This is a genomic window from Mediterraneibacter sp. 210702-DFI.3.120 (genome assembly GCF_020561005.1).
Classification (GTDB): Bacteria; Bacillota; Clostridia; order Lachnospirales; family Lachnospiraceae; genus Mediterraneibacter; species Mediterraneibacter faecis.
Genome location: NZ_JAJCNG010000002.1, coordinates 84,865 through 106,569, shown reverse-complemented (window position 1 = coordinate 106,569; position 21,705 = coordinate 84,865). Strand labels below are relative to the sequence as shown.

General features: G+C 41.7%; 20 protein-coding genes and 1 pseudogene. 13 read left to right on the top strand and 8 right to left on the bottom strand.

Going from position 1 to position 21,705, the window contains the following annotated elements; genetic code table 11:
* The first annotated feature begins 2 nt into the window (after positions 1-2).
* From LI162_RS02105 to LI162_RS02090, 4 genes are read left to right on the top strand one after another with little or no spacing between them, the layout of a single operon-like run.
* The gene (locus LI162_RS02105) at positions 3-992 is read left to right on the top strand and encodes an SGNH/GDSL hydrolase family protein (RefSeq protein ID WP_227155625.1); all 990 of its coding nucleotides are present in this window, start codon (positions 3-5) and stop codon (positions 990-992) included.
* Complete coding sequence (locus tag LI162_RS02100; protein ID WP_227155623.1) at positions 989-2,533, top strand: amino acid adenylation domain-containing protein; 1,545 nt, start codon at positions 989-991, stop codon at positions 2,531-2,533. The genes LI162_RS02105 and LI162_RS02100 overlap by 4 nt, the downstream gene beginning before the upstream one ends.
* A 57-nt stretch (positions 2,534-2,590) precedes the next feature.
* Positions 2,591-3,808 (top strand): alanine racemase, encoded by a 1,218-nt coding sequence (locus LI162_RS02095; protein ID WP_196020237.1) that lies wholly within the window; start codon positions 2,591-2,593, stop codon positions 3,806-3,808.
* A 37-nt stretch (positions 3,809-3,845) separates the two neighbouring features.
* Entirely contained in the window at positions 3,846-4,073 is a 228-nt protein-coding gene (locus LI162_RS02090; RefSeq protein ID WP_015527752.1) for a phosphopantetheine-binding protein, read from the top strand.
* On the opposite strand, the gene LI162_RS02085 is transcribed toward LI162_RS02090, so the two are convergent.
* Both LI162_RS02085 and LI162_RS02080 read right to left on the bottom strand, forming a co-directional pair.
* A complete protein-coding gene (locus tag LI162_RS02085) occupies positions 4,070-4,765 on the bottom strand; it encodes a 3'-5' exonuclease (protein WP_020435948.1) in 696 nt (231 codons plus the stop codon). The two genes, LI162_RS02090 and LI162_RS02085, sit on opposite strands and share 4 nt — an antisense overlap.
* Before the next feature lie 73 nt (positions 4,766-4,838).
* Positions 4,839-5,270 carry a hypothetical protein gene (locus LI162_RS02080; RefSeq protein WP_020435949.1) on the bottom strand — a complete coding sequence of 144 codons (432 nt, stop codon included), beginning with the start codon at positions 5,268-5,270 and terminating at the stop codon, positions 4,839-4,841.
* 224 nt (positions 5,271-5,494) lie between these two features.
* Between LI162_RS02080 and coaBC the strand changes: the two genes are divergently transcribed.
* A complete protein-coding gene (gene coaBC, locus LI162_RS02075; RefSeq protein WP_015527755.1) occupies positions 5,495-6,694 on the top strand; it encodes a bifunctional phosphopantothenoylcysteine decarboxylase/phosphopantothenate--cysteine ligase CoaBC in 1,200 nt (399 codons plus the stop codon).
* Between the two features lie 3 nt (positions 6,695-6,697).
* Entirely contained in the window at positions 6,698-7,465 is a 768-nt protein-coding gene (locus LI162_RS02070; protein WP_020435950.1) for a type III pantothenate kinase, read from the top strand.
* Positions 7,466-7,636: 171 nt separating this feature from the next.
* On the opposite strand, the gene glgD is transcribed toward LI162_RS02070, so the two are convergent.
* Positions 7,637-8,752: a glucose-1-phosphate adenylyltransferase subunit GlgD gene (gene glgD, locus LI162_RS02065; protein ID WP_020435951.1), complete on the bottom strand. Its 1,116-nt coding sequence runs from the start codon at positions 8,750-8,752 to the stop codon at positions 7,637-7,639.
* Between the two features lies 1 nt (position 8,753).
* Positions 8,754-9,893: a glucose-1-phosphate adenylyltransferase gene (locus LI162_RS02060; protein WP_020435952.1), complete on the bottom strand. Its 1,140-nt coding sequence runs from the start codon at positions 9,891-9,893 to the stop codon at positions 8,754-8,756.
* Between the two features lie 233 nt (positions 9,894-10,126).
* Here LI162_RS02060 and LI162_RS02055 point away from each other — a divergent pair, with 233 nt between their 5' ends.
* Entirely contained in the window at positions 10,127-11,467 is a 1,341-nt protein-coding gene (locus tag LI162_RS02055; RefSeq protein ID WP_227155621.1) for an iron-containing alcohol dehydrogenase, read from the top strand.
* A gap of 50 nt (positions 11,468-11,517) precedes the next feature.
* On the top strand, positions 11,518-12,894 hold the full coding sequence (locus tag LI162_RS02050) for an MATE family efflux transporter (protein ID WP_227155619.1): 1,377 nt from the start codon (positions 11,518-11,520) through the stop codon (positions 12,892-12,894).
* A gap of 70 nt (positions 12,895-12,964) precedes the next feature.
* On the opposite strand, the gene LI162_RS02045 is transcribed toward LI162_RS02050, so the two are convergent.
* Positions 12,965-13,558 (bottom strand): 50S ribosomal protein L25, encoded by a 594-nt coding sequence (locus LI162_RS02045; protein WP_155203500.1) that lies wholly within the window; start codon positions 13,556-13,558, stop codon positions 12,965-12,967.
* Positions 13,559-13,971: 413 nt separating this feature from the next.
* Here LI162_RS02045 and LI162_RS02040 point away from each other — a divergent pair, with 413 nt between their 5' ends.
* A complete protein-coding gene (locus LI162_RS02040; RefSeq protein ID WP_055147200.1) occupies positions 13,972-14,628 on the top strand; it encodes a trimeric intracellular cation channel family protein in 657 nt (218 codons plus the stop codon).
* Positions 14,629-14,753: 125 nt separating this feature from the next.
* Here the strand turns inward: LI162_RS02040 and LI162_RS02035 are convergent, their stop codons facing one another.
* Positions 14,754-15,518 (bottom strand): 4Fe-4S binding protein, encoded by a 765-nt coding sequence (locus LI162_RS02035; protein WP_227155617.1) that lies wholly within the window; start codon positions 15,516-15,518, stop codon positions 14,754-14,756.
* A gap of 187 nt (positions 15,519-15,705) precedes the next feature.
* Here LI162_RS02035 and LI162_RS02030 point away from each other — a divergent pair, with 187 nt between their 5' ends.
* Positions 15,706-16,014, top strand: a complete 309-nt coding sequence (locus tag LI162_RS02030; protein ID WP_020435958.1) for a helix-turn-helix domain-containing protein — start codon at positions 15,706-15,708, stop codon at positions 16,012-16,014.
* Between the two features lie 39 nt (positions 16,015-16,053).
* On the top strand, positions 16,054-16,590 hold the full coding sequence (locus LI162_RS02025) for a hypothetical protein (protein WP_227155615.1): 537 nt from the start codon (positions 16,054-16,056) through the stop codon (positions 16,588-16,590).
* A gap of 136 nt (positions 16,591-16,726) precedes the next feature.
* Here the strand turns inward: LI162_RS02025 and LI162_RS02020 are convergent, their stop codons facing one another.
* Complete coding sequence (locus LI162_RS02020; RefSeq protein WP_020435960.1) at positions 16,727-17,752, bottom strand: LacI family DNA-binding transcriptional regulator; 1,026 nt, start codon at positions 17,750-17,752, stop codon at positions 16,727-16,729.
* A 355-nt stretch (positions 17,753-18,107) separates the two neighbouring features.
* Between LI162_RS02020 and LI162_RS15870 the strand changes: the two are divergent.
* Together LI162_RS15870 and malQ are read left to right on the top strand one after the other, a co-directional pair.
* Positions 18,108-18,482, top strand: a pseudogene (locus tag LI162_RS15870) (PTS transporter subunit EIIC); the annotation flags it as partial.
* A 216-nt stretch (positions 18,483-18,698) separates the two neighbouring features.
* Positions 18,699-20,213: a 4-alpha-glucanotransferase gene (malQ, locus tag LI162_RS02010; RefSeq protein ID WP_227155614.1), complete on the top strand. Its 1,515-nt coding sequence runs from the start codon at positions 18,699-18,701 to the stop codon at positions 20,211-20,213.
* A gap of 97 nt (positions 20,214-20,310) precedes the next feature.
* On the opposite strand, the gene LI162_RS02005 is transcribed toward malQ, so the two are convergent.
* Positions 20,311-21,639: an MATE family efflux transporter gene (locus LI162_RS02005; protein WP_227155612.1), complete on the bottom strand. Its 1,329-nt coding sequence runs from the start codon at positions 21,637-21,639 to the stop codon at positions 20,311-20,313.
* Positions 21,640-21,705 lie beyond the last annotated feature (66 nt).

Below are 21,705 nucleotides of genomic sequence, written 5' to 3'. Positions count from 1 at the left end.
GAATGAGTAAGATAAAAAGAGGAGTTCTCTTTATTGTAATACTGGCAGTATTTCTGTTGGCAAGTTCTGTCGGGATGGAATATTATGTGGTGCATCAGCTGAATGGAGAAGTGACCGGAAGAAACCGTCCGTTTGCGGCTCTTACAGTTGAGCCGGAAGGTACACTGGATCTGCTGGTGGCCGGTGACAGCGAAAGCTATAATTCCGTATCAACAATGCGATTGTGGGACGATAAAGGGATTACAACGTATGACTGTGGACAGGGAGCACAGAGAATTCCAGAGACTTATTACATGCTGAAACATGCATTTAAGAAACAGTCTCCAAAGATTGTGATACTTGAGACAAATACATTGTTCCGTGATATTGGAGCAGTAAAAAGTACACAGGAGATATTAACGCAGGCAGGACAGTATTATCTGCCGGTTTTCCGTTATCATAATCTGTGGAAGACAGTAGTAGATGAGCCGGAAATGCATACGAATTACAAGGGGTTTGTGATCAGGGATGAGGTTGATCCATATGAAGGAAAACCGGATTATATGAAGAAAAAGAAAAAATGTGAAACAATGCCTGAGTATGTAAAGGTTTATCTGGAGAAAATTGAAGAACTGTGTGAAAAGAATAATGCGCAGTTATTGCTTGTAAGTATGCCATCACCAAAGAACTGGAATCATAAACGGCATGCAGAGATACAGAAATATGCGGATGGAAAAGGAATCACATATCTGGATCTAAATAAGAAGGTGGAAGAATTAGGGCTGAACTGGACAGAAGATACACAGGATAAGGGCGATCATCTGAATGTTTATGGGGCAGAGAAGGTGACTTCGTATCTTGGAAATTATTTAGAAGAGAATTATGAACTGGAAGATCATAGAAATGATCCGACGTATGAAGCATGGAATCAGCTGGCCGAACAGTATAAGCAGAACCTTGCAAGAATACAAGGAAAAATAGAAGTGGCAAAAGAAACGGGTGTGGGAAAATGATAGCAAAAGAAGAGTTGAATATTTTGTGGAGCCTGGAGCAGACAGCGGAAAAGTATGAAGACAGGGTTGCTGTTTCGGATGTAAATCAGGAGATGACTTGGAAAGGACTTGTGAAGAAAGCTCAGGTGATAGGTGCAGAATTAAGTAAAAAAGTTCAACCGGGAAATCCGATTCCGGTTCTTTTAGAGAAAAGTTCAGAAACACTGGCAGTGATGCTTGGAATCGTTTATGCAGGATGTTTTTATGTTCCGGTGAATCCGATGAACCCGGCGGAACGTCTGCGAAAGATTATGGAGAAGCTGGAGCCGGAAGTGATCATTTCTGATGAGAAGGGAAAAGCGCAGCTGGCAGTAGTCGGAGTAGGACTCGAAGAGAAAGTGATCGGACCGGAGACACTTCTGCCGACAACAGGAACGGATTTGTCAGAAGAACAGCGCAGTAAACTTGAACAGATCCAGGGACAATGGAAAGAGACAGATGCTTTGTATGGAATTTTCACTTCTGGGTCTACAGGAACTCCGAAGGCGATTGTAGTAAGTCATGGTGCTGTTAGCCGGTTTGTCCGTCATTTTACAGAAATCTTTGAGATTACATCAGAAGATGTGATTGGAAATCAGGCACCATTTGATTTTGACGTGTCTGTGAAAGATATTTATTCCAGCATCATGACAGGGGCACAGCTTGTTTTGATACCGAAAGAATACTTCTCGACACCGCCGAGACTTCTGGATTATCTTTGCGATAAGAAAGTGACAAATCTGACCTGGGCTGTTTCTGCATTGACACTTGTTTCTGCACTGAAAGGACTGAATTACAGAGTGCCGGAATCAGTGAAAAGAGTTATGTTCAGCGGAGAAGCAATGCCGCCAAAACAGCTGCGTATCTGGCAGGAAAAGCTGCCGGATGCAAAATTTGTAAATTTATATGGACCAACTGAGATTACTTGTAACTGTACCTATTTCCCGATTGAGCGACAGTATGAGGACAGTGAGAAAATACCGGCCGGTAAGGCATTCCCGGGAAGAAGAGTAATCCTTGTAGACGAGGAAGGCAAACAGGTGACAGAACCTGGTGTACAGGGGGAAATCTGCTCGGCAGGAGAATCTCTGGCGAATGGCTATTATAAAGAACCTGAGCAGACAGCGGAGAAGTTTGTGCTGTATCCTGTAGATGGAATAGAACAGAGAATGTATCGAACCGGAGATCTTGGAAGTTATGACGAAGAAGGAAATATCGTATTTGCAGGAAGAAAAGATTTCCAGATCAAACATATGGGACACCGGATTGAGCTGGAGGAAATTGAGCGTTCTATGACAGCACTTGATGGAGTGGAGAAGAGCTGCTGTGTCTTTGATATGGAGAAAAATCGTATTATGGGATTTTATCTTGGAGAGAAAGAAGCCGCAGATGTCAGAAAACAGATGAAGGAAAAACTTCCGGTCTATATGGTTCCGACAAAATTGATTCAGGTAGATGAGATGCCGTTGAACAAGAATGGCAAGACAGACCGTAATTATTTTAAGAATTACGGAAAGAAATAGAGTGTGATGTCTTAAAATTAATCACAGGAAAAAGAATAAGGGGAAAGGATAAATGTTATGAGAGAAGAACTGCTTCAAGAGGCGTTTAGAAAGTATGGAACGCCCCTTTATGTGTTTGATCTGGATATCTTGAAAGAACAGACAGAGCGTATTCGTGCAGGCTTTGGTCCGGGGATCAGCCTTTGTTATGCGATGAAGGCGAATCCATTTCTGACAGGATATATGGCTCAGTGGGCAGACCGCATCGAAGTCTGCTCCATGGGAGAATTCCGGATCTGCCGGAGACTGCAGGTACCATTGGAAAAATTATTTATTTCAGGTGTTATGAAAAAACGGGATGATATCCGGGAGATACTTTCATATTGCGGAAATAAATGTGCATATACAGTGGAATCTCCACTGCATTTCCAATATTTTGCAGAATGGAGCGAGGAACATCCGGAGGATGGTGTGCTCCGGTTATACCCGCGGCTTACGAGTGGAAATCAGTTTGGAATGGACGAAGATACGGTATTAGAAATTCTGAAAAAGGCAAAGGAACTTCCGGGAATCGAGGCAGAAGGAATTCACTATTTCTCAGGAACACAAAAGAAGAATCTGAAGCGCCATCAGAAGGAACTGGCATATCTGGATGAATTTTTAAAGAAAGCGGCAGAAGAGCAGATCGATGTGAGATGTCTGGAATACGGCTCTGGAACGGCAGTTCCGTATTTCCGCGATAAAACGGCAGAGACCTTTGAAGAAGCTGGATTAAAGGGACTTCAGGACGCTGTGAAGGGCATGCAGTGGAAGGGACATGTAACAGTAGAGCTGGGACGCGCGCTGGCGGCGATGTGTGGCTACTATTTGACCAAAGTGGAAGATACAAAGACAAGTGATGGAATTCATTATTGTATTGTTGATGGAGGCTGTCATCAGCTCAATTATGACGGGCAAATCAAGGGAATGTATGAACCGTATGTGAAGGTACTTCCAAAGGAAGTTTCAGTGAAGGTTGCGGAAGTTTCCGAAAATAAGAATACAGAAGAAAAGACCTGGAAAGTCTGTGGATCCTTATGTACACTGAATGATGTTCTCTGCAATGAAATCACCCTGAAAGGTTTGGAAAAAGGCGCCATCCTTGTATTCGAGAGAACCGGTGCGTATTCAGCAATGGAAGGAATGGCATTGTTCTTGAGCCATGAACTTCCTGGGGTTGTACTTTACAGCGAGGAAGAGGGATGGATCCAGGCAAGAGTACAGCAGGAAACATACAAATTGAACATGGTAGAATAGTTACAGATTCAAAATGATAGGAAAAGAGGAAGAAAAAATGGAAGAATTATTAGAGATTTTAAATGAGATTGATGATAGTATTGACTATGAGAACGAGACAGCTCTGATCGATGATCAGCTTCTTGATTCTTTCGCGATCATCACACTTGTATCAGAGCTGGAGGATGCATTTGATATCAGCATTGAAGCCTCTGAGATGATGCCGGTGAACTTCAATTCAGCAAAGGCAATCTGGGCAATGGTACAGAGACTTCAGGAAGATTAAGATTTCAAAAGTCTGTCAATGATTCGGGAGGCTTCGCTTCTTGTCAGCGTAGCTGCATCCCAGTCAGGTATCAGTTCTTTCTGTTCCGTCAGACGTTCTAAGAGTGCAATCTGCTTTGGTGTGGCAGGCTGCACTTTTTTAATTTTATATTGAAGTTGGAGAGGCTGGAACACTTTCGGATCCTGTGGTTCAAAATAGTGTGCCAGTGTCTGATAAAGCTTTGCGGTTGCGAGTGCATCATAGTATGCGCGGTGAGCAGCAGGATTCTCAATATGGTAATAGTCGCATAACGCACCGAGACTTTTAGACTCAAAGTCTTTATGTACTTTGCGGGCAATTTTTAAAGTATCGATCCCCATTTTTTCAAATGTAAGACCTTCTCTGACTGCACTGCATTTTACAAAGCTATAGTCAAACATGACGTTGTGTCCGATCAGCACGTCATCTTCACAAAAGGAGAGAAAATCGTGGATGACTTCCGGGCAGGATCTTGCTCCTGCAACCATATCATTTGTGATATGTGTGATGTTGGTGATCATCGGTGTGATCGGTTTGTCTGGATGGACGAATTCCATAAAACGGTCAACGACCTTTCCTTCCCGGACTTTGAGGGCACCAATCTCTATAATTTCATGTTCCTGAGGACTTAGCCCGGTTGTCTCCAGGTCAAATGCAATATATGATTTCAGCATAGAATGCTCCTTATCTGTAATGTTAATAACTTAATATCACTATACTAACATTACAGATAAGAGAAAGCAAATTTTATAAAAATGATTCTAATTCTCGTATCATTTCTTCTTCTGTTTTGATAATTTTTCTTGCCAGCGCATCGGCAGATTTGTCAGCCCTGTTCAATGTATTGGCACGTTCTCCGAGTGTTTTAATTCCCATGCTGCATCCATCAATCAGAAGTTTTGCAATTTTGGAGTTATCATCATTCAGATTCAGTTTAAGTTCTGTGCTGAACCAGGAAAATGCGGAAGCCATCATTCCCGGAGCTTTAACTTCATTTCCCGAATCAATCAGGTGGTCTTTTGCATTACCGCCTAATCGAGAATGACGATCAATGTATTTTTCAATTAATTGGAATAAGGTTGTATCTTGGGTGAAATCTTTGATTTGCTGCATACTTTCGATTGCCATCTGACATCCTGTGTTGCATTCTTCATATAGTTTTCGTGTTTGTTCATCCATGATGAAATCCTCCTTTTTATGGTGCGTTATTTGTTACGAAATAATATCAAAGATGGAATACGTGCATCAGTTATAAGAAAAGAATGTGGGTTTCTTTATATAGAATGTGGATAAAATACAAAATTATACGGTATTTTGTGAAAAACATAACGGTAAAGGACTTTTCTAAGAATATTTGTTGTGCTAAACTAAAAAAGAGTTTAACAGAAAGGAAAAATGTACTCATGTTAAAGGGAAAAACTGTACTTCTTGGAGTGACAGGAAGTATTGCAGCATATAAAATTGCGTCACTTGCAAGTGCGCTGAAGAAATTGCATGCAGATGTGCATGTGCTTATGACAGAAAATGCGACAAATTTTATTAATCCGATCACATTTGAGACACTGACGGGAAATAAGTGTCTTGTAGATACATTTGACCGGAATTTTCAATATAGTGTAGAACACGTATCATTAGCGAAGAAAGCGGACGTAGTTATGTTGGCACCGGCAAGTGCGAATGTAATCGGGAAGATTGCTCATGGCATTGCGGATGACATGCTGACAACAACAATCATGGCGTGCAAATGTAAGAAGATCGTTGCTCCTGCAATGAATACGAATATGTTTGAGAATCCAATCGTTCAGGATAACCTGAAGGTACTGGAGCATTATAATTATGAAGTGATCAGCCCTGCGGTTGGTTATCTTGCCTGTGGAGATACAGGAGCAGGAAAAATGCCGGAACCGGAGCTTTTGCTTGAATATATTTTGCGGGAAATCGCAAGAGAAAAGGATATGAAAGGACTGCATGTTCTGGTTACAGCAGGTCCTACACAGGAGTCCGTTGATCCTGTACGCTATATTACGAATCATTCTACCGGAAAGATGGGGTATGCGATTGCAAAGGTATGTATGCAGCGTGGAGCGGATGTTACACTTGTCACAGGACCGACCTCTATTGAGAAGCCACATTTTGTAAATGTTGTTCCAATCACAACGGCGAGAGAAATGTTTGAAGAAGTGACAGGACGGGCCGAAGAACAGGATATTATTATTAAGGCAGCAGCAGTTGCGGATTATAGACCTCGCTATGTCAGTGATGAAAAGGTGAAGAAAAAGGATGACGATCTGGCACTTGAAATGGAACGCACAGATGATATTCTTGCGTATCTTGGAGCGCATAAAACAAAAGATCAATTTCTCTGTGGATTTTCTATGGAAACAGAAAATATGCTCGAGAATTCCAGAAAGAAGCTGAAGAAAAAGAACCTGGACATGATTATAGCAAACAGTTTGAAAATGGAAGGCGCCGGGTTTGGCGGGAATACGAATGTGGTTACAGTGATCACAGAAGATTTTGAAAAAGAGCTCGGCAAGCTGACAAAAGAGGAAACAGCAGATCGAATCCTCGATCAGATTCTTGCACAGAGAGGGGAAGTTTAAAAGATGATACTGACAATAGACATTGGAAATACAAATATTGTATTGGGCTGTATTGATGGAGATAAAACTCTTTTTGTAGAACGTTTGTCAACTGTTCGTACGAAGACAGAGTTAGAGTATGCAATCGATATTAAGAATGTACTTGATATTTATCATATTCATAGAGATGAAATCGAAGGCGGAATCATTTCTTCTGTCGTGCCGCAGATTACAACCATCGTGAAGCTGGCGGTAGAGAAGATCCTGAAGAAGAATGTTCTTGTTGTGGGAGCCGGAATTAAGACAGGATTGAACATTCGAATCGATAACCCTGCACAGTTGGGAAGTGATCTGGTGGTCGATTCTGTTGCGGCAATTGTTGAGTATCCGGCTCCACTTCTAATCTTTGATCTTGGGACAGCAAATACAGTCTGTGTGATTGATAAAAATAAGAATTATATCGGAGGCATGATTTATCCTGGAATCGGAGTTTCTCTGGATTCTCTGACAGCTCATGCATCTCAGCTTGGCGGAATCAGTATTGAAGCACCGGAGCATATGATTGGAAAGAATACTACAGAGTGTATGAAGAGCGGTCTGATCTACAGTAGCGCTGCCGCAATGGATGGAATTATTGATCGTCTGCAGGAACAGCTTGGCGGAGAGGCAACTGTGATCGCGACAGGCGGACTGGCGAAGAAGATTGTTTCTCATTGTAGAAGAGAGATTATCCTGGACGATGATCTGCTCCTGAAAGGACTTGCAATTATTTACAAAAAGAACCGTAAGTAAAAGATGACACAAATAAAAATGTAAATCAAATTTGAGTATAAACTGAAAAACCGGAAAGTAAAAGAATTTAAATTTATCTTTTACTTTCCGGTTTTTTATGTATATGTATTAACGACACATATTTATGGAAAAATTATTTTCCTATAAGATTCTGTAAAAATGATTTTAAGCTTACAGTCTGTCACCACGTTTGATGTATCCCGGTTTATCAGGGGATGCGATAATACGCTTACCACGAATCAGGCGTGCATGTTTGTCGATCACAAGGTTTTCAGCATGAACACCTTTTCCGATAACCACGTCTGCACCGATGACACAATTCTTAACAACTGCCCCTTCTTTGATTGTACAGCCACGTCCGATAACAGAATTCTCAACAGCACCTTCAATCAGGCATCCGTTAGAAATTACGGAGGATGTTACCTTGCTGCCTTCAAAATACTGTGTCGGGCAGGAGTCATTTGTACGTGTATAAATTGGCCAGTTATCATGGAACAGATCTGTTGCTTTTTTCAGGTCGATCAGTTCAAGGTTTGCTTCATAGTAACTATTGAAGTCTGAGATTGTTGCAAAGTATCCACGATGTGGATATGCGCGAACATCAAGTTCCTCACAAGACTCATTCACGATATCAGCCAGTGTGTACATGGAGGAAAGTTTGTGTGCCTTCTGAACCAGGTCAAGGAACAGATCTTTCTTCATTACATAAGTATCCATGAAGATGTTTCTGTTCTTAGCATTTCCAAGGTTTGGCTCCATGGAGAGAACACCTTTCTGTTTGTTGATGTTCAGTGTCTGACAGTTCGGGAAATGATCCTTCGCATTGTCAACAGAGTGATACATCAGAGTGATGTCTGCACCTGATTCAATATGTGTCTTGAGAAATGCACTGTAATCAGCTGTGTAAACCATGTAGCTAGGCGCGATCACAACATACTCAGAGTTGATCTCATCGAAGCAGTCAAGGTTTTCCATGTAAGCAGCGATATCTGTGTTGTAAATACCGTTGTCAATGTTGCTCTCCTGGAAGAGAGTAATCAGTTTACCACGTTTGGAGTTGATATTGTAATGACGTCCTGTTCCGATGTGTTCTACGAGAGAACGGGGTTTTCTGCGAACATAAACCTGCATTACATCAATTCCACTGTTACTCATGTTAGAAATCGGAAAGTCGATCACACGATATCTTCCGAGGAAGGAGAAGGCACCGATCGGACGGTATGCCTGCATGTCATTTACCTGTATGTTGTTTCCTGCAAAGTTGATAATTCCAAAAGCTTTACTCATTTTATTCGTCCCCCTTTACTCGTTTTGCAACGAGCTCGATATTCTCGCTGGCTGCGTCTCCGACAACAGCGTTCTTTCCAATCTTAATGCCATCGGCAACAAGGGCACGTGTAACAACGGCACCTTCTGCAACCTCAGCACCCGGCATGAGGACACTATCAATGACTTTTGCACCGGCAGCAACTTTCGCACCAGTGAACAGAACAGAATTCTTAACTGTACCATTAACGACACATCCCTGTGTAATGAAGGCTCTTTCTACAACTGCATCAGCTCCGATATACTGTGGAAGTGCAGTTGCATCTTCTGTATAGATCTTCCAGTTTGGGTCATTCAGATCAAGCTTATTGTTCTTATCAAGAAGGTCCATATTAGCTTCCCAGAGTGAATCAATTGTTCCAACATCTTTCCAATATCCTTTGAACTTGTATGCATACAGACTCTTTCCGTCATTAAGCATAGTAGGAATGATATCTTTACCAAAGTCATGGCTGGAATCTGCATTCTTCATATCTGCGAGAAGCATCTTACGAAGAAGTTTCCAGTTAAAGATATAAATACCCATGGAAGCGAGGTTGCTCTTTGGATGCTCAGGCTTCTCTTCAAATTCAACGATATGTCCTGTCTCATCTGTATTCATAATGCCAAAACGGCTTGCTTCCTTCATAGGAACTTCGATAACGGCAATCGTTGCATCTGCGTTGTTCTGTTTATGATATTCGAGCATCTTGTCGTAATTCATCTTATAAATGTGGTCTCCAGAGAGGATCAGCAGATAGTCTGGGGAGTATGTATCTATAAAGTCAATATTCTGGGAAATAGCGTCAGCTGTTCCTCTGTATACATCAAGGTTCGCATCAGCTTTCTCACGTGGTGGGAGCACATAAACTCCACTGTCCTTCGCATCAAGTCCCCATCTTCTTCCTGCTGCTGCATAGCTGTTCAGAAGTACGGATTCGTACTGTGTCAGAACACCTACAATGTCAATTCCGCTGTTTGCGCAGTTACTAAGTGGGAAATCAATAATGCGGTATTTTCCGCCATATGAAACGGCTGGTTTAGCCACTTTTTTTGTCAAATCATGGAGGCGGGTTCCTCGACCTCCGGCTAAGATCATAGCCAACATATTATCGTGTTTCATAAAAAGCCCTCTCTTTCATAATACTACTTCTTTAGTATACTCTTTTTTGTGCGATATTGCTAGGATTTTACATAGAAAAAATAAAAAAATAGCAAAAATAATGGAAAAATTTATCGAAAATCATTTGTCATTTTTCACAAAAAAAGAAAATAAGGAAAATCAGACAGATTTTTAGGCATTATTATATACAAGTGAAAAGGAACATTAAAAAAATTCCTTTAATATAGAAAGAATTGATTGATTTCAAAGCAGGAGTGTGGCAAAATACAAATCACAGTATTCATGAAAATGGTAGGTGTGAGATGAAAGCAAATGTGAAATCAGTTTTAATGAAAAAATATTGCAGAGTATATCAGGCGGGGGCGAAGCTTTTGATGGCTGCACTTCCGTGGCGTTCACCGAAAATGCTCAGTGGATCAGGAGCAGTGAAGAAGCTGCCAGAGGCGGTTCGAGATAGAGGATTTCATAAAGTATTAATTGTAACAGGACCGAAGATCCGTGCGAGGGGGCTTCTTAATGAACTGCTGGAAGAGATGAAAGAGAAGAAGTTGAAATATGTTATCTTTGATGGCATTTCTCAGAATCCTACGGATGAAGAAGTTGAAAATGGAGTAGGAATATTTCTTGGAGAAAAGTGTGACTGCATGATCGCATTTGGTGGCGGAAGTGTGATGGATTGTGCAAAAGGGATCGGAGCCAGAGTTGCGAGACCGAAGAAAGCAGTTCGGAACTTACAGGGACTTTTCCGTGTGCTACGTCCGATTCCTGTAATCTTTGCCGTGCCTACAACTTCAGGCAGCGGGTCTGAGGCAACGATTGCAGCGGTGATCACCGAGGTTCAGACACATCATAAAGCATCAATCAATGATTTGCAATTGATGCCACGCTTTGCAGTACTTGATCCGCGCCTTACAGTAGGACTGCCACCACAGGTAACAGCACAGACAGGAATGGATGCGCTGTGTCATGCAGTGGAAGCATACACGAATGATACATATAACAGTGATTTTGAGCGTCTGATGTGTAGTAAGGCAGTACGATTGATTCATGAAAGTCTTCTGACAGCATATGAAGACGGGACAAATCTGCAAGCGAGACAGGATATGCAGGAGGCTGCATTTCATGCGGGACGCGCATTTACAAGAGGGAGTGTGGGTTATGTTCATGCAATTGGCCATGCGCTCAGCGGGCTCTATGGAGTGCCTCACGGGCTTGTGATGGCAATTCTGCTTCCGCATGTGATGCGTGCCTATGGATCTTCTGTGTATGATAAGCTTGCGGATTTGTGTGATATCTGTGCGATGGAAGTAGATACACCGGACGGTATGATCTCAGCCGAAGTTCGTGCCGAAACATTTCTCCAGTGGATGGAAGAGTTAAAAGAGAAACTTGGAATTCCGAAATATCCGGATATGATCCGGGAAGAAGACGTGAACCAGATTGTAAAATGGGCACAGAAAGAGGCGAATCCGGTTTATCCGGTTCCGGAGATCTGGGATGCGCAGGAGATGAAAGAGTTTGTTCTGGCCATGATGGAAGGTGCGAGACTTGAAGGTGCAGAAAAGAATGAATAACCGACAAAAATCGGTGATGGATGTAATGAATTGGAGGAAATAATGACAGTATGAGTGACAATGCAACAATGAAAAACACAACGATTCATGACATGACGACCGGAAGTCCGGCCCGCCTGATCATGCAGTTTATGATACCAATGTTTTTGGGAAATATATTTCAGCAGTTTTACAACATTGCTGATTCAATCATAGCAGGACAGTTTCTTGGTGTAAGAGCACTGGCTGCAATTGGAAGTACGGGATCCTTGATGTTCTTTGTGACAGGCTGGCTGAACGGTCTGAGTAGTGGATTTGCTATTTTGGTGTCACAGTGGTTTGGCGCGAAAGAATATGAGAGGATGCGGCATTATGTGGCGATGTCTATTTACCTTTCTGCTGGCTGGGCTGTGCTTATGACGATTGGTCTTGGAATTGCAAATGAGCCAATCTTACGTTTGATGAATTATAAGGATAGCATTATGCCGGACGTAAAGGCATATATGGGAATTATTTATGCGGGTCTGATTGTAACGGCAGCGTATAATGCGCTGGCTGCATTTCTGCGTGCACTGGGTGATTCGAAATCCCCATTGTATTTTTTGATCATTTCAGCAGTAATCAATGTAGGACTTGATGTGGCGTTCATTATTTATGGCGGCATGGGTGTAGAAGGATGTGCCTATGCGACAGTTATCGCACAGGGAATCTCAGCAGTACTCTGCTTTATATATATCGTGAAGAAGTTCCCTATTCTGCATCTTAAAAAAGAGAATTTCAGATTTTCTCTTCCAGCTTGCGGAAAATTGATGGCTCTTGGAGTTCCGATGGCATTACAGTTTTCTATTACAGCGATCGGAACAATTATTGTACAGGGTGCTGTAAATGTTTACGGGGAAGATTATATGGCAGGTTTCTCTGCGGCAGCAAAGATTCAGAATGTAATCTGCACAGTATTCGTTGCTTTCGGTGCAACGATTGCAACTTATGTGGGACAGAACTGGGGAGCTGGAAAAGTAGACCGTGTACGACAAGGTGTGCGCTGTACACAGATTATGATTCTGGCTTACAGTGTAATTGCGATGATATTGGTGTTTTTCTTTAGTAAATATCTGACCTACCTTTTTATCAGCCCATCAGAGACGAAAGTTATTGAAGTATCAGTGCTGTATTTCCATACAGTATTCTGGTGTTATCCATTCCTGGGAAGTATCTTCCTATATAGGAATACCCTGCAAGGACTTGGATATGGACTTGTGCCGATGCTCGGAGGAGTGTTTGAACTTGCGGCGAGATCTGCAATTGTAGTTCTTGTGGCAGGAAAAGCAAGCTTTGCAGGAGTGTGTCTGTCAGACCCGGCAGCATGGATCTCCGCATTGATTCCACTGATCCCGTATTATATCTATGTGACACGGAAGTGGAAGAAACAAGGGAAGATAGCGATGTAAAAGTGAAAGCAAAAAACAGGCGCAGGGAATCAATTATGAAGCTCTGCGCCTGTCGCTTGTTAAGTTAAAATTATTCTGCGGCTTCTTCTTCCTCTTCATCTGAAGTAAGATCAGAAGCTTTTACGTGTACTTCTGTGATAGTAACTACTGTTGCATCAAGATCTGTCATAAGATCAACATCTTTGTCTTTAGCAATTGGAAGATCAGCAACACGAATTGTGTCCCCGATTTTCAGAGGTCCAACATCAACTTCGACTTTCTCTACCAATGCGGCAGGAAGAGCCTTGAAGGAAATCTCCTGAAGCATCTGCTGTGGTACTCCTGAAGACAGTTTCTCGAGGTTTACAAGGTGAATCTCTGCTACAGAGTGAACCTTCTCATTGCTTACCAGTGCCTGGAAATCTATTTCATCTATATACCCCTTCAAAGGATTGTAATCAACTTCCTTGATCAGAGCGTCATAAGTCTCACCGGCAACTTCCAGCATAACCTGGCCACCTTTGTTTTCGACTTTCAGAAGTCTTTCTATTTCAGCTTTATCAAATTTCAGTGGAATAGAATCTTCCAGTTCACGACCAAACAGGTTTCCTGTTACAAATCCTTCGCGTCTTAATTTTTTTGCTTTGATTGACATGTCTCTTTTTTCAGCTTTTAAAGTATTCATTTATCTTTTCCTCCAAATTACTGAATTCGCTTAGCAGCCTTCAACTTGTCAAAATAATAAGTAGGTTTTGTTAAGTGTTCTTTTTCTTTGCTACAGTTACACTATAGCACCCGGTGTCAAGGGGAAGGAAAAAGCAGGGAGAATTGTAGGGTGAAAAATTAAGGTTTTGAAAGTTTAAAAAGGTGTGATAAATGAAAAAATTAAGGTTGTATAACGGAAATATTCAGAGAATTATTGTGAAAATGGCTGAAATGTATGGGACGGGATATTTATTTAGAAGAAAAGTGACGAAATTAAAAAGGAATCAAAACATGTGTAACATTATTGAAAATGCAAATCCTTTATGATAAAATTTCAAACAGAAACTACTGATATTAGTCGAAATATCGGTATAGAAATGGGGAAGAAACAATATGGATTTACAGACATTGATCGTTTTGATCATCGAGTTGATCGGAACGATCGCATTTTCAATTTCGGGGGCAATGGTTGGTATCCGGCGAAAGATGGATATTTTCGGTGTGTTGGTGCTTGGTGTGGTGACCGCGGTAGGAGGTGGAATGATGCGTGATGTGATTTTGGGGAAGACACCGAGCGCATTTGTGAAGCCGATTTATGTAGAAGTGGCAGTGATTTCTGCATTAGCGCCATTTCTCTTACTTTCTATTAATAAGAGACTGTTGCATAGTAAATACCAGGCACTCTATGCAGGACTAATGTTCCTGATGGATTCGGTCGGACTTGGGATTTTTACAGCAGTCGGAGTATCCACAGGATGGACAGCAGGATATCATGATAATATGTTTTTCTTAAGTTTCCTTGGAGTGCTGACCGGTGTTGGAGGAGGACTTCTACGAGATGTGATGGCAGGGGTTCCACCATATATTTTTGTAAAGCATGTGTATGCCTGTGCATCGATCGCGGGGGCAATCTGTTGTGTACTGGCATATAGAAGCTGGGGACAGATTCCGGCGCTTGTGATCGGAACAGTAGTTGTGCTTGTGATTCGTATCGGAGCAGCGCATTACAGATGGAATCTGCCGTGCGTGAAGCTGGAGGATGAAGAATAACGAATAGGAAAATTCAATTTGGTGACAAGACACTGATAGAAGTAGTGGTATAGTGTAATAATTTAGAGACACCCGTTATTTTATCTTGAGAAGGATGAAAATAGCGGGTGTTTTTATAGTCTTATTTATAAAAACAGTTCATTTTCTTTTCGTCCGGAACAAGCTTTTTTTAACTTCTGGGAAGCAGCAGCCAGCATTAGTGGATTCAGCTTGCGGGAATGCGTTGGACAGACGCTGATACAGCGCATACAGGAAATACATTTGTCCTTATCAGTCTGCGTAGGATTGTCAGATGGAATTGCTCCTGACGGGCATTTCGCTGCACACAATCCACAGGAACCACAGGTATGTGAAGCACCAGGGATAAGCGGAATCGTACCGTATTCGCGGTAAGGTCTGTTACCCGGAACATGTACTGGCGGAAAATCAGTTTTTACAGTGTTGTTTGTTTTCTCTTTTATCTTCTGTGCAAAGGAAGCGAGTTCTGTAAGATCATTCTGATCAGGTCTTCCAGTTGCAAACTGATGCATGATGGAATGTTCTGCGATAGCCGCAATAGCTGCCTGGCAGGTGAAGTTCTTTTCAATCAGAGTATCTTCAAGTTCGATCAATGTATCTTCATAAGCACGGTTTCCGTAAACGGTGATTAGAATCGCAGTTGCATTATTTCCGCTCAGGGCTTTGATTCTCTCTAATGCAATGGCAGGAACACGTCCACCGAAGGAAGGAACTCCGATGATACAGAGATCTTCTTCGGAAAAATTATTTGTTAGATCAGAAGTCTTTTCGCATAAATCAATGCTCTGATATTCACCAAATTGTTCAGCTATAAATGTAACTATTTTTTCAGTTCCCCCGGTTGGACTGAAGTAAATTGCGTATATACTCATAAATTTTCTCCCTTAATTAAATGTTTTGGCAGATACAATAATTTTAGAGGTTTTAGAGTTATTTTGCAAGTGCCTGGTTGATATTAAAAGATAAAAGTGATATGATTCAAATAGATAAAATATTATCTAAAAATGCATAAAATAGTTAAAAATAGATAAAATATTATCCATAGAGTGAGGTGTATGAATGCAACAGTTAGTATGGGAAACAGCAGAAGAACTGGATCAAAAGCTTGCGCAAAGAGTGCGCAATATTAGAAAGAGACGTTCAATTTCACAGGAAAAATTAGCATCTATGAGTGGTGTGAGTTATGGTTCGATTAAAAGGTTTGAGACGACAGGAATGATTTCATTACTTTCCTTAACGAAGATTGCGATGGCATTGGATATGGCAGATGAACTTAGAGATATTTTTACAAGTGTGCCGTATAGGGATATCCAAGAAGTTATAAATGAGACAAGGTCTCAAAGTAAAAGAAGAGATAGATTTAGATGAGAGTTTATGGAATTATATTAAAGAGAGTAGGAGTTTATTATGAGTTACATCACAACATACACAGGAAACCATTTTGATCCGATCAATCCAGATCCGGAGCTGATCAACATCGTAGATATCGCCCATGCACTTCCGATGATCTGCCGAGGAAACGGTCAGGTCAGTACGTTCTGGTCGGTGGGAGAACATTGCATTCTGTGTGCGAAGGAAGCCGTAGCCAGAGGATACAGCAATCGTGTGATCGAGGGTGCACTTTTGCATGATGCAAGTGAGTGTTACATGTCAGACGTGCCGCGTCCGCTGAAGCAATTTATGACAGTATATAAAGAGCAGGAGAATCATTTGCTTGATGTTTTGTATACCAAGTTCCTGGGTTCACCACTTGATGAGCAGGAAGAGAAGCTGATCAAAGAGATTGATGATGCGGTATTGTGGTATGATATGAAATATTTACTGGGTGAAGACTCAGAAGGAGACAAGTCGGAGACGTGTATGGTACCTGATTATACGGTGAGAGCATTCAAGGATGTTGAGCAGGAGTACTTGGAAATATTTGAAAAATATAAGGTCTTATAAATGCTAAAATGGTGAAAAGGGGCGGGGAGTTCTGATTGAAAAAATGTCAGAACTCTCCGTTTTTGTAGATATCAGTATTGTGATCTTCGTTGCGTATTGTTTAGAACCATAGAGAGGTGTAGTGTTCCCAAAACTATTATCCATTTATTTTACAACAGCTGTCGCGTTCAATCAGCTGGTGCGGCACGATGATCTTTGTTGCAACAAGATTCGGATTCTCAATATGATTGATCATCTGTGATGCCGCCTCGATACCCAGCTGCTTGGAATTAATATCAATTGAAGTAAGCTGTGGAGATGTCGATCTTGCAAACAGAGAGTTGTTGAAAGAGATGATCGACAAATCTTCAGGGATGGAAACATGATTCTGTAGACACACTCTTTCAAGTGAAACGGCAAGAATATCATCACTTACAACGATTGCAGTTGGCGGTTCATCCTGCAGTAACAGAGAAGAAATTGCGTCTATGTTATCTCCTGATACATTCAGAACTTCCGCGCAGTATTCCGGACGGAAAGGGATTCCGTGTTTAGTCAATGCCATCTGGTAACCGGTTTTTCTGTCTGCGGCAAAAGTCAGTGAACTGTCGGAACCCAGATAAGCAATCTTGCGATGACCGAGCTGATAGAGATATTCGGTCGCGTCCTCTCCGGCAAGAAGATTATCATTGTCAATATATAATGTCTGATTTGTGTACTGTGTTGCTTTTCCAACCAAGATATAAAGAAGTCCTTCGCTGAAGAGATAATCAATAATCGGATCGTCCTTTCGAGAATAAAGAACGATGAACCCATCTACTTTTCCACTTCGTGACATAGACTGAATCGCTTTTAAGATCTCATCTTCATCTTGACCTGTCACAACAGTAGACATGTATTGTCTCTGGTTACAGTAGTGGCTGATGCCGCGAATTGCTTCAAGATAGAAAGCATTCTCATATACTTCACGGGCAGATGCCGGAAGGATAATCCCGATCGTGCGGGAATACTGAGAAGCAAGATTGCTGGCCTGAAAGTTTACTTCGTAACCAAGTTCGATCATCGCTTTACGAACTTTTTCTTTTGTTTCTGTGCTGATGGATGGGTTATTCTTACAAGTTCTGGAGACAGTGGAAGGTGATACACCTGCCAAAGCGGCCACATCTTTAATTGTTACTGCCATATTTTCCCTCCTGTGAGGAAATGAGGATGTCAGGAGTCTGATACCTATTTCCCTTTATTTTCACGTAACTGTTCAGAGCCAACCTCCAAAATGCTACGCATTTCGTCACCTACTATTTTAGTGAAAGAACGCAATGATGTCAAATCTGTTGCATAGTTTTTTGCATAGAAACTGTTGTGAGAATGTACAAAAACAGAGCATATAAATTGTGCAAAAGGCAGAAATAGAAAATAGATCTATAAATAGAATTGCATTTCGTACAAAACGTACATATAATTAATGCAAACGGTTGCATGGAATAATGCAACGAACAGAGGCGTGCCACAGGATGTGATGGTATGCAGGGAGATCTAAAGGAGAAATTATTTACAATAAATATTATAATTACCGCAAATTACCGGATGCATTATCTTTCTTCAATGGAAAACGCTTCGTACCAATGGTATGTATCGCATGGTCAGTAATTATTTCTCTGATCCTTGCAGTTGTATGGCCGGTTGTACAGTCAGGAATTAATGCCGGAAAGCAGGTATTTGGACAGGATCCGCTGTGGCTTGCATGGGTAACTGATCTGATCAATTACAAAGATGCAGGAAATATGGAAGCTTATAAAACTCTGCTCACAACAGTAACACCGGCCCGTTTCAAAGTCGGACAGATGATTGGAGCAACCGGCCTTCTGCTTGGTGTTGCACTTGCAATGTATAGAAGAGTTGATGCAGAACAGAAAGATTCCGGTGTTACAGTGGAAGAAGAAATCGATGGATGGCGCGATGGAGAAGGCGGTGGAGCAGTGAAAGATGCCAAACGTCTGGATTACATTTTCTGTAATACGCAGAAAAAAGTAAAGTCATCGAAAGTGGTATGTAATGGTAAGAATTACCCGGTAGTATCCGATCATTATGGAGTAATGATCGAGGTAGAAGATTAAGAGGAGGAAGATAAAATGAGCGAAAGAGCAGCAGGTATTTTAATGCCGATCAGTAGTTTACCGTCCGAGTATGGAATCGGTTGTTTTTCAAAAAGCGCATATGAATTTGTAGATTGGCTCAAAGGAGCAGGCCAGAGTTATTGGCAGATTCTCCCGCTTGGACCGACCAGTTATGGGGATTCTCCGTATCAGTCTTTTTCTACATTTGCAGGAAATCCGTACTTTATCAGTCTTGATGAACTGATTGAGGAAGGGGTCCTGACACGTGCAGAATGTGAGAAGGTAAACTGGGGAAAAGTAAAGGGTTCTATTGATTACGAGAAGATTTATAAAGGACGCTATCCACTGCTTCGAAAGGCTTATGAGAGAAGTAAGATCAGTGAGAATCCGGAGTATCAGAAATTCGTGAATGAGAATAGCTGGTGGCTGTCAGATTATGCACTGTTCATGGCTGTAAAAGGACGATTTGACAATGTAGAGTGGACAAAATGGGCAGAAGATATCCGTCTCCGTTGGAAATGGGCAATGGATTATTACAGAGAGGAACTGTATTATGATATTGAATTCCAGCAGTACATGCAGTTTAAATTCCACGAGCAATGGATGAAATTAAAGGCATATGCAAATGAAAAGGGAATCAAGATCATTGGAGATATCCCGATCTATGTTGCAATGGACAGTGCGGATACCTGGGCGCATCCAGAACTGTTTCAGTTAGATGAGGAAAATGTTCCGACAGCTGTAGCCGGATGCCCGCCGGATGGATTCTCTGCGACAGGACAGCTGTGGGGAAATCCGCTGTACCGTTGGGACTATCATAGAGAGACAGGATATTCATGGTGGATTTCAAGACTGCATTATGTATTCCAGATGTATGATGTTGTCAGAATCGATCATTTCCGTGGATTTGATGAATACTTTTCAATTCCGTATGGGGCAGAGAATGCGATCGGAGGACATTGGGAGAAAGGTCCTGGAATCGATCTGTTCCGCAAAGTGGAACAGGCACTTGGATGGAAGCAGGTTATTGCCGAAGATCTTGGTTATGTGACAGATTCTGTTCGTGAGCTGGTCCGCGAGAGTGGTTTTCCGGGAATGAAGGTTCTGGAATTTGCATTTGATTCCCGTGACTCAGGTTGTGCGAATGATTATCTTCCACATAACTACCCGGTGAACAGTGTGGCTTATACAGGAACTCATGACAACGAGACAATCGTTGGATGGTGGAGCAGTATCACAAAAGAGGAGCAGAAACTGGCGAGAGATTACATGTGTGACCAGTACACACCGGAAAGGGAACTGTATAAATCTCTGATCAGCCTGATTATGCGAAGCAGTGCAAAGCTGTGTGTTATTCCGATGCAGGACTATTTAGGGTTAGGAAATAATTGTCGTATCAACACTCCGTCTACGGTAGGAAAGAACTGGAAGTGGAGAGTGAATACAAGACAGTTGTCATTGAAATTGCAGAAGGAAATCCAGGAGATGACACTTAGATATGGAAGAATGAACTGGGAGACAGTCGAGTAGGATTCTAAAAGATAAAATTTCATGAAAAAGAGACGGAGGTTTCTAATTACAAAATGTCAGAAACCTCCGTCTTTTAGTCTTCTTTAACATAGTTGGGTTAAACTACTGTCTTTTTTCTCAACGTCCAAAGAGCAACAATCAGTGTCAATATCTCAGCTGCCGGTACTGCCAGCCAGATTCCATTTAATTCCAAGAACCTCGGAAGAACTGTCAGGAAAAGAAGTAGCAGAGCAAAGGAACGAAGGAAAGTAATCATACCTGAGATATATCCTTTGCCATATGTCATCATACGGATTGCTGCGAAGATATTGATTCCTGAAAATAAGAATCCGAGTCCATATAAGCGCAGTCCGGAAACTGCCATGTCGAAGACTGTGCTGTCGGGAGATGCAAAGAAACGTACCCCAATTGGTGACAGCAGATAAGTGCATCCGTAGAGAATGATCGGTGCAATCGCAAAGAAGCGATAAGCGTACTTTTCTAAAACACGACAGACAGAGAAATTTCTGTCTCCGTAAGCATATCCTAGTGGCGTTGATAGTCCCATAGAAAATCCAAAATAAATTCCGATACATAAGAACTGTAAATACATGATGATTGAAACAGCAGCAACGCCGTCTTCTCCGGCGAAAAGTAGGGTACTTCGGTTAAAGACAACGGTTGTGATCGCAATTGCAAGCTGGTTTACGAATTCAGAAGTTCCGTTGATCATGCTATGAAATGCTTCCTTTATGGACAGTCCGCGGAATGTAAAATGAAGGAAGTTTGGATGTGTTACAAAGTAAACCACTCCCATTACGAAAGAAAGCAGAAGGCCGAGGAAGGTTGCAAGTGCGGCACCTGTAATTCCCATATGGAGCTGTCCGATAAAAATGTAATCGAAAACAATATTAAAAATCCCTCCGGAAAGTGCTGTCAGAAAACTGTACGTTGGAGAACCGTCAACACGGATGAAATAAGTGAACATCTCTTTTCCAACCACGATCGGAGCACCGAACAGCCACCAGTAGATATAAGCTTTACAATCTGCCATCAGCAGTGAGGTTGCACCAAGCATCTGCAGGATGACCGGCAACCGGAAAAGAATAAGTGCAGAAACAAGAGCGCCAATGACAATGGCAGCAGTCATGCTTATAGAGAAAGTCCGGCTGGCTTCATCATTTCTCTTTCCACCGATATGAAGAGCGGCAAGTGTACTTCCTCCTGTAGCGAAAGCAAGTGCAATACCATATAGAATATTTACAAGTGGATAGACAACATTGATCGCGGCAAGTGCATTTGTTCCAACATAAGCAGAAACAAAGATTCCATCAACGATCGTATAAACTGTAGTAAATAATGAGGTCAGATAAGTTGGAATGATAAAGCGTAATAATTTCTTTAATCGAATCTCATCTACCGAACGAAATATAAGAGTTTTTTCCATAAGGAAGCCTCCTTGTTAAAAAAATATCTTAGTATAGGATAAACCTTAAAGGTACTTGAAGGTCAA

Coding starts and splice junctions, on each gene's coding strand:
- LI162_RS02060 (WP_020435952.1), bottom strand. CDS start 9,893: ATGAAACACGATAATATGTTGGCTATGATCTTAGCCGGAGGTCGAGGA.
- malQ (WP_227155614.1), top strand. CDS start 18,699: ATGAGCGAAAGAGCAGCAGGTATTTTAATGCCGATCAGTAGTTTACCG.
- LI162_RS02085 (WP_020435948.1), bottom strand. CDS start 4,765: ATGCTGAAATCATATATTGCATTTGACCTGGAGACAACCGGGCTAAGT.
- glgD (WP_020435951.1), bottom strand. CDS start 8,752: ATGAGTAAAGCTTTTGGAATTATCAACTTTGCAGGAAACAACATACAG.
- LI162_RS02005 (WP_227155612.1), bottom strand. CDS start 21,639: ATGGAAAAAACTCTTATATTTCGTTCGGTAGATGAGATTCGATTAAAG.
- LI162_RS02105 (WP_227155625.1), top strand. CDS start 3: ATGAGTAAGATAAAAAGAGGAGTTCTCTTTATTGTAATACTGGCAGTA.
- LI162_RS02100 (WP_227155623.1), top strand. CDS start 989: ATGATAGCAAAAGAAGAGTTGAATATTTTGTGGAGCCTGGAGCAGACA.
- LI162_RS02090 (WP_015527752.1), top strand. CDS start 3,846: ATGGAAGAATTATTAGAGATTTTAAATGAGATTGATGATAGTATTGAC.
- coaBC (WP_015527755.1), top strand. CDS start 5,495: ATGTTAAAGGGAAAAACTGTACTTCTTGGAGTGACAGGAAGTATTGCA.
- LI162_RS02070 (WP_020435950.1), top strand. CDS start 6,698: ATGATACTGACAATAGACATTGGAAATACAAATATTGTATTGGGCTGT.
- LI162_RS02025 (WP_227155615.1), top strand. CDS start 16,054: ATGAGTTACATCACAACATACACAGGAAACCATTTTGATCCGATCAAT.
- LI162_RS02095 (WP_196020237.1), top strand. CDS start 2,591: ATGAGAGAAGAACTGCTTCAAGAGGCGTTTAGAAAGTATGGAACGCCC.
- LI162_RS02080 (WP_020435949.1), bottom strand. CDS start 5,270: ATGGATGAACAAACACGAAAACTATATGAAGAATGCAACACAGGATGT.
- LI162_RS02045 (WP_155203500.1), bottom strand. CDS start 13,558: ATGAATACTTTAAAAGCTGAAAAAAGAGACATGTCAATCAAAGCAAAA.
- LI162_RS02020 (WP_020435960.1), bottom strand. CDS start 17,752: ATGGCAGTAACAATTAAAGATGTGGCCGCTTTGGCAGGTGTATCACCT.
- LI162_RS02035 (WP_227155617.1), bottom strand. CDS start 15,518: ATGAGTATATACGCAATTTACTTCAGTCCAACCGGGGGAACTGAAAAA.
- LI162_RS02040 (WP_055147200.1), top strand. CDS start 13,972: ATGGATTTACAGACATTGATCGTTTTGATCATCGAGTTGATCGGAACG.
- LI162_RS02050 (WP_227155619.1), top strand. CDS start 11,518: ATGAGTGACAATGCAACAATGAAAAACACAACGATTCATGACATGACG.
- LI162_RS02030 (WP_020435958.1), top strand. CDS start 15,706: ATGCAACAGTTAGTATGGGAAACAGCAGAAGAACTGGATCAAAAGCTT.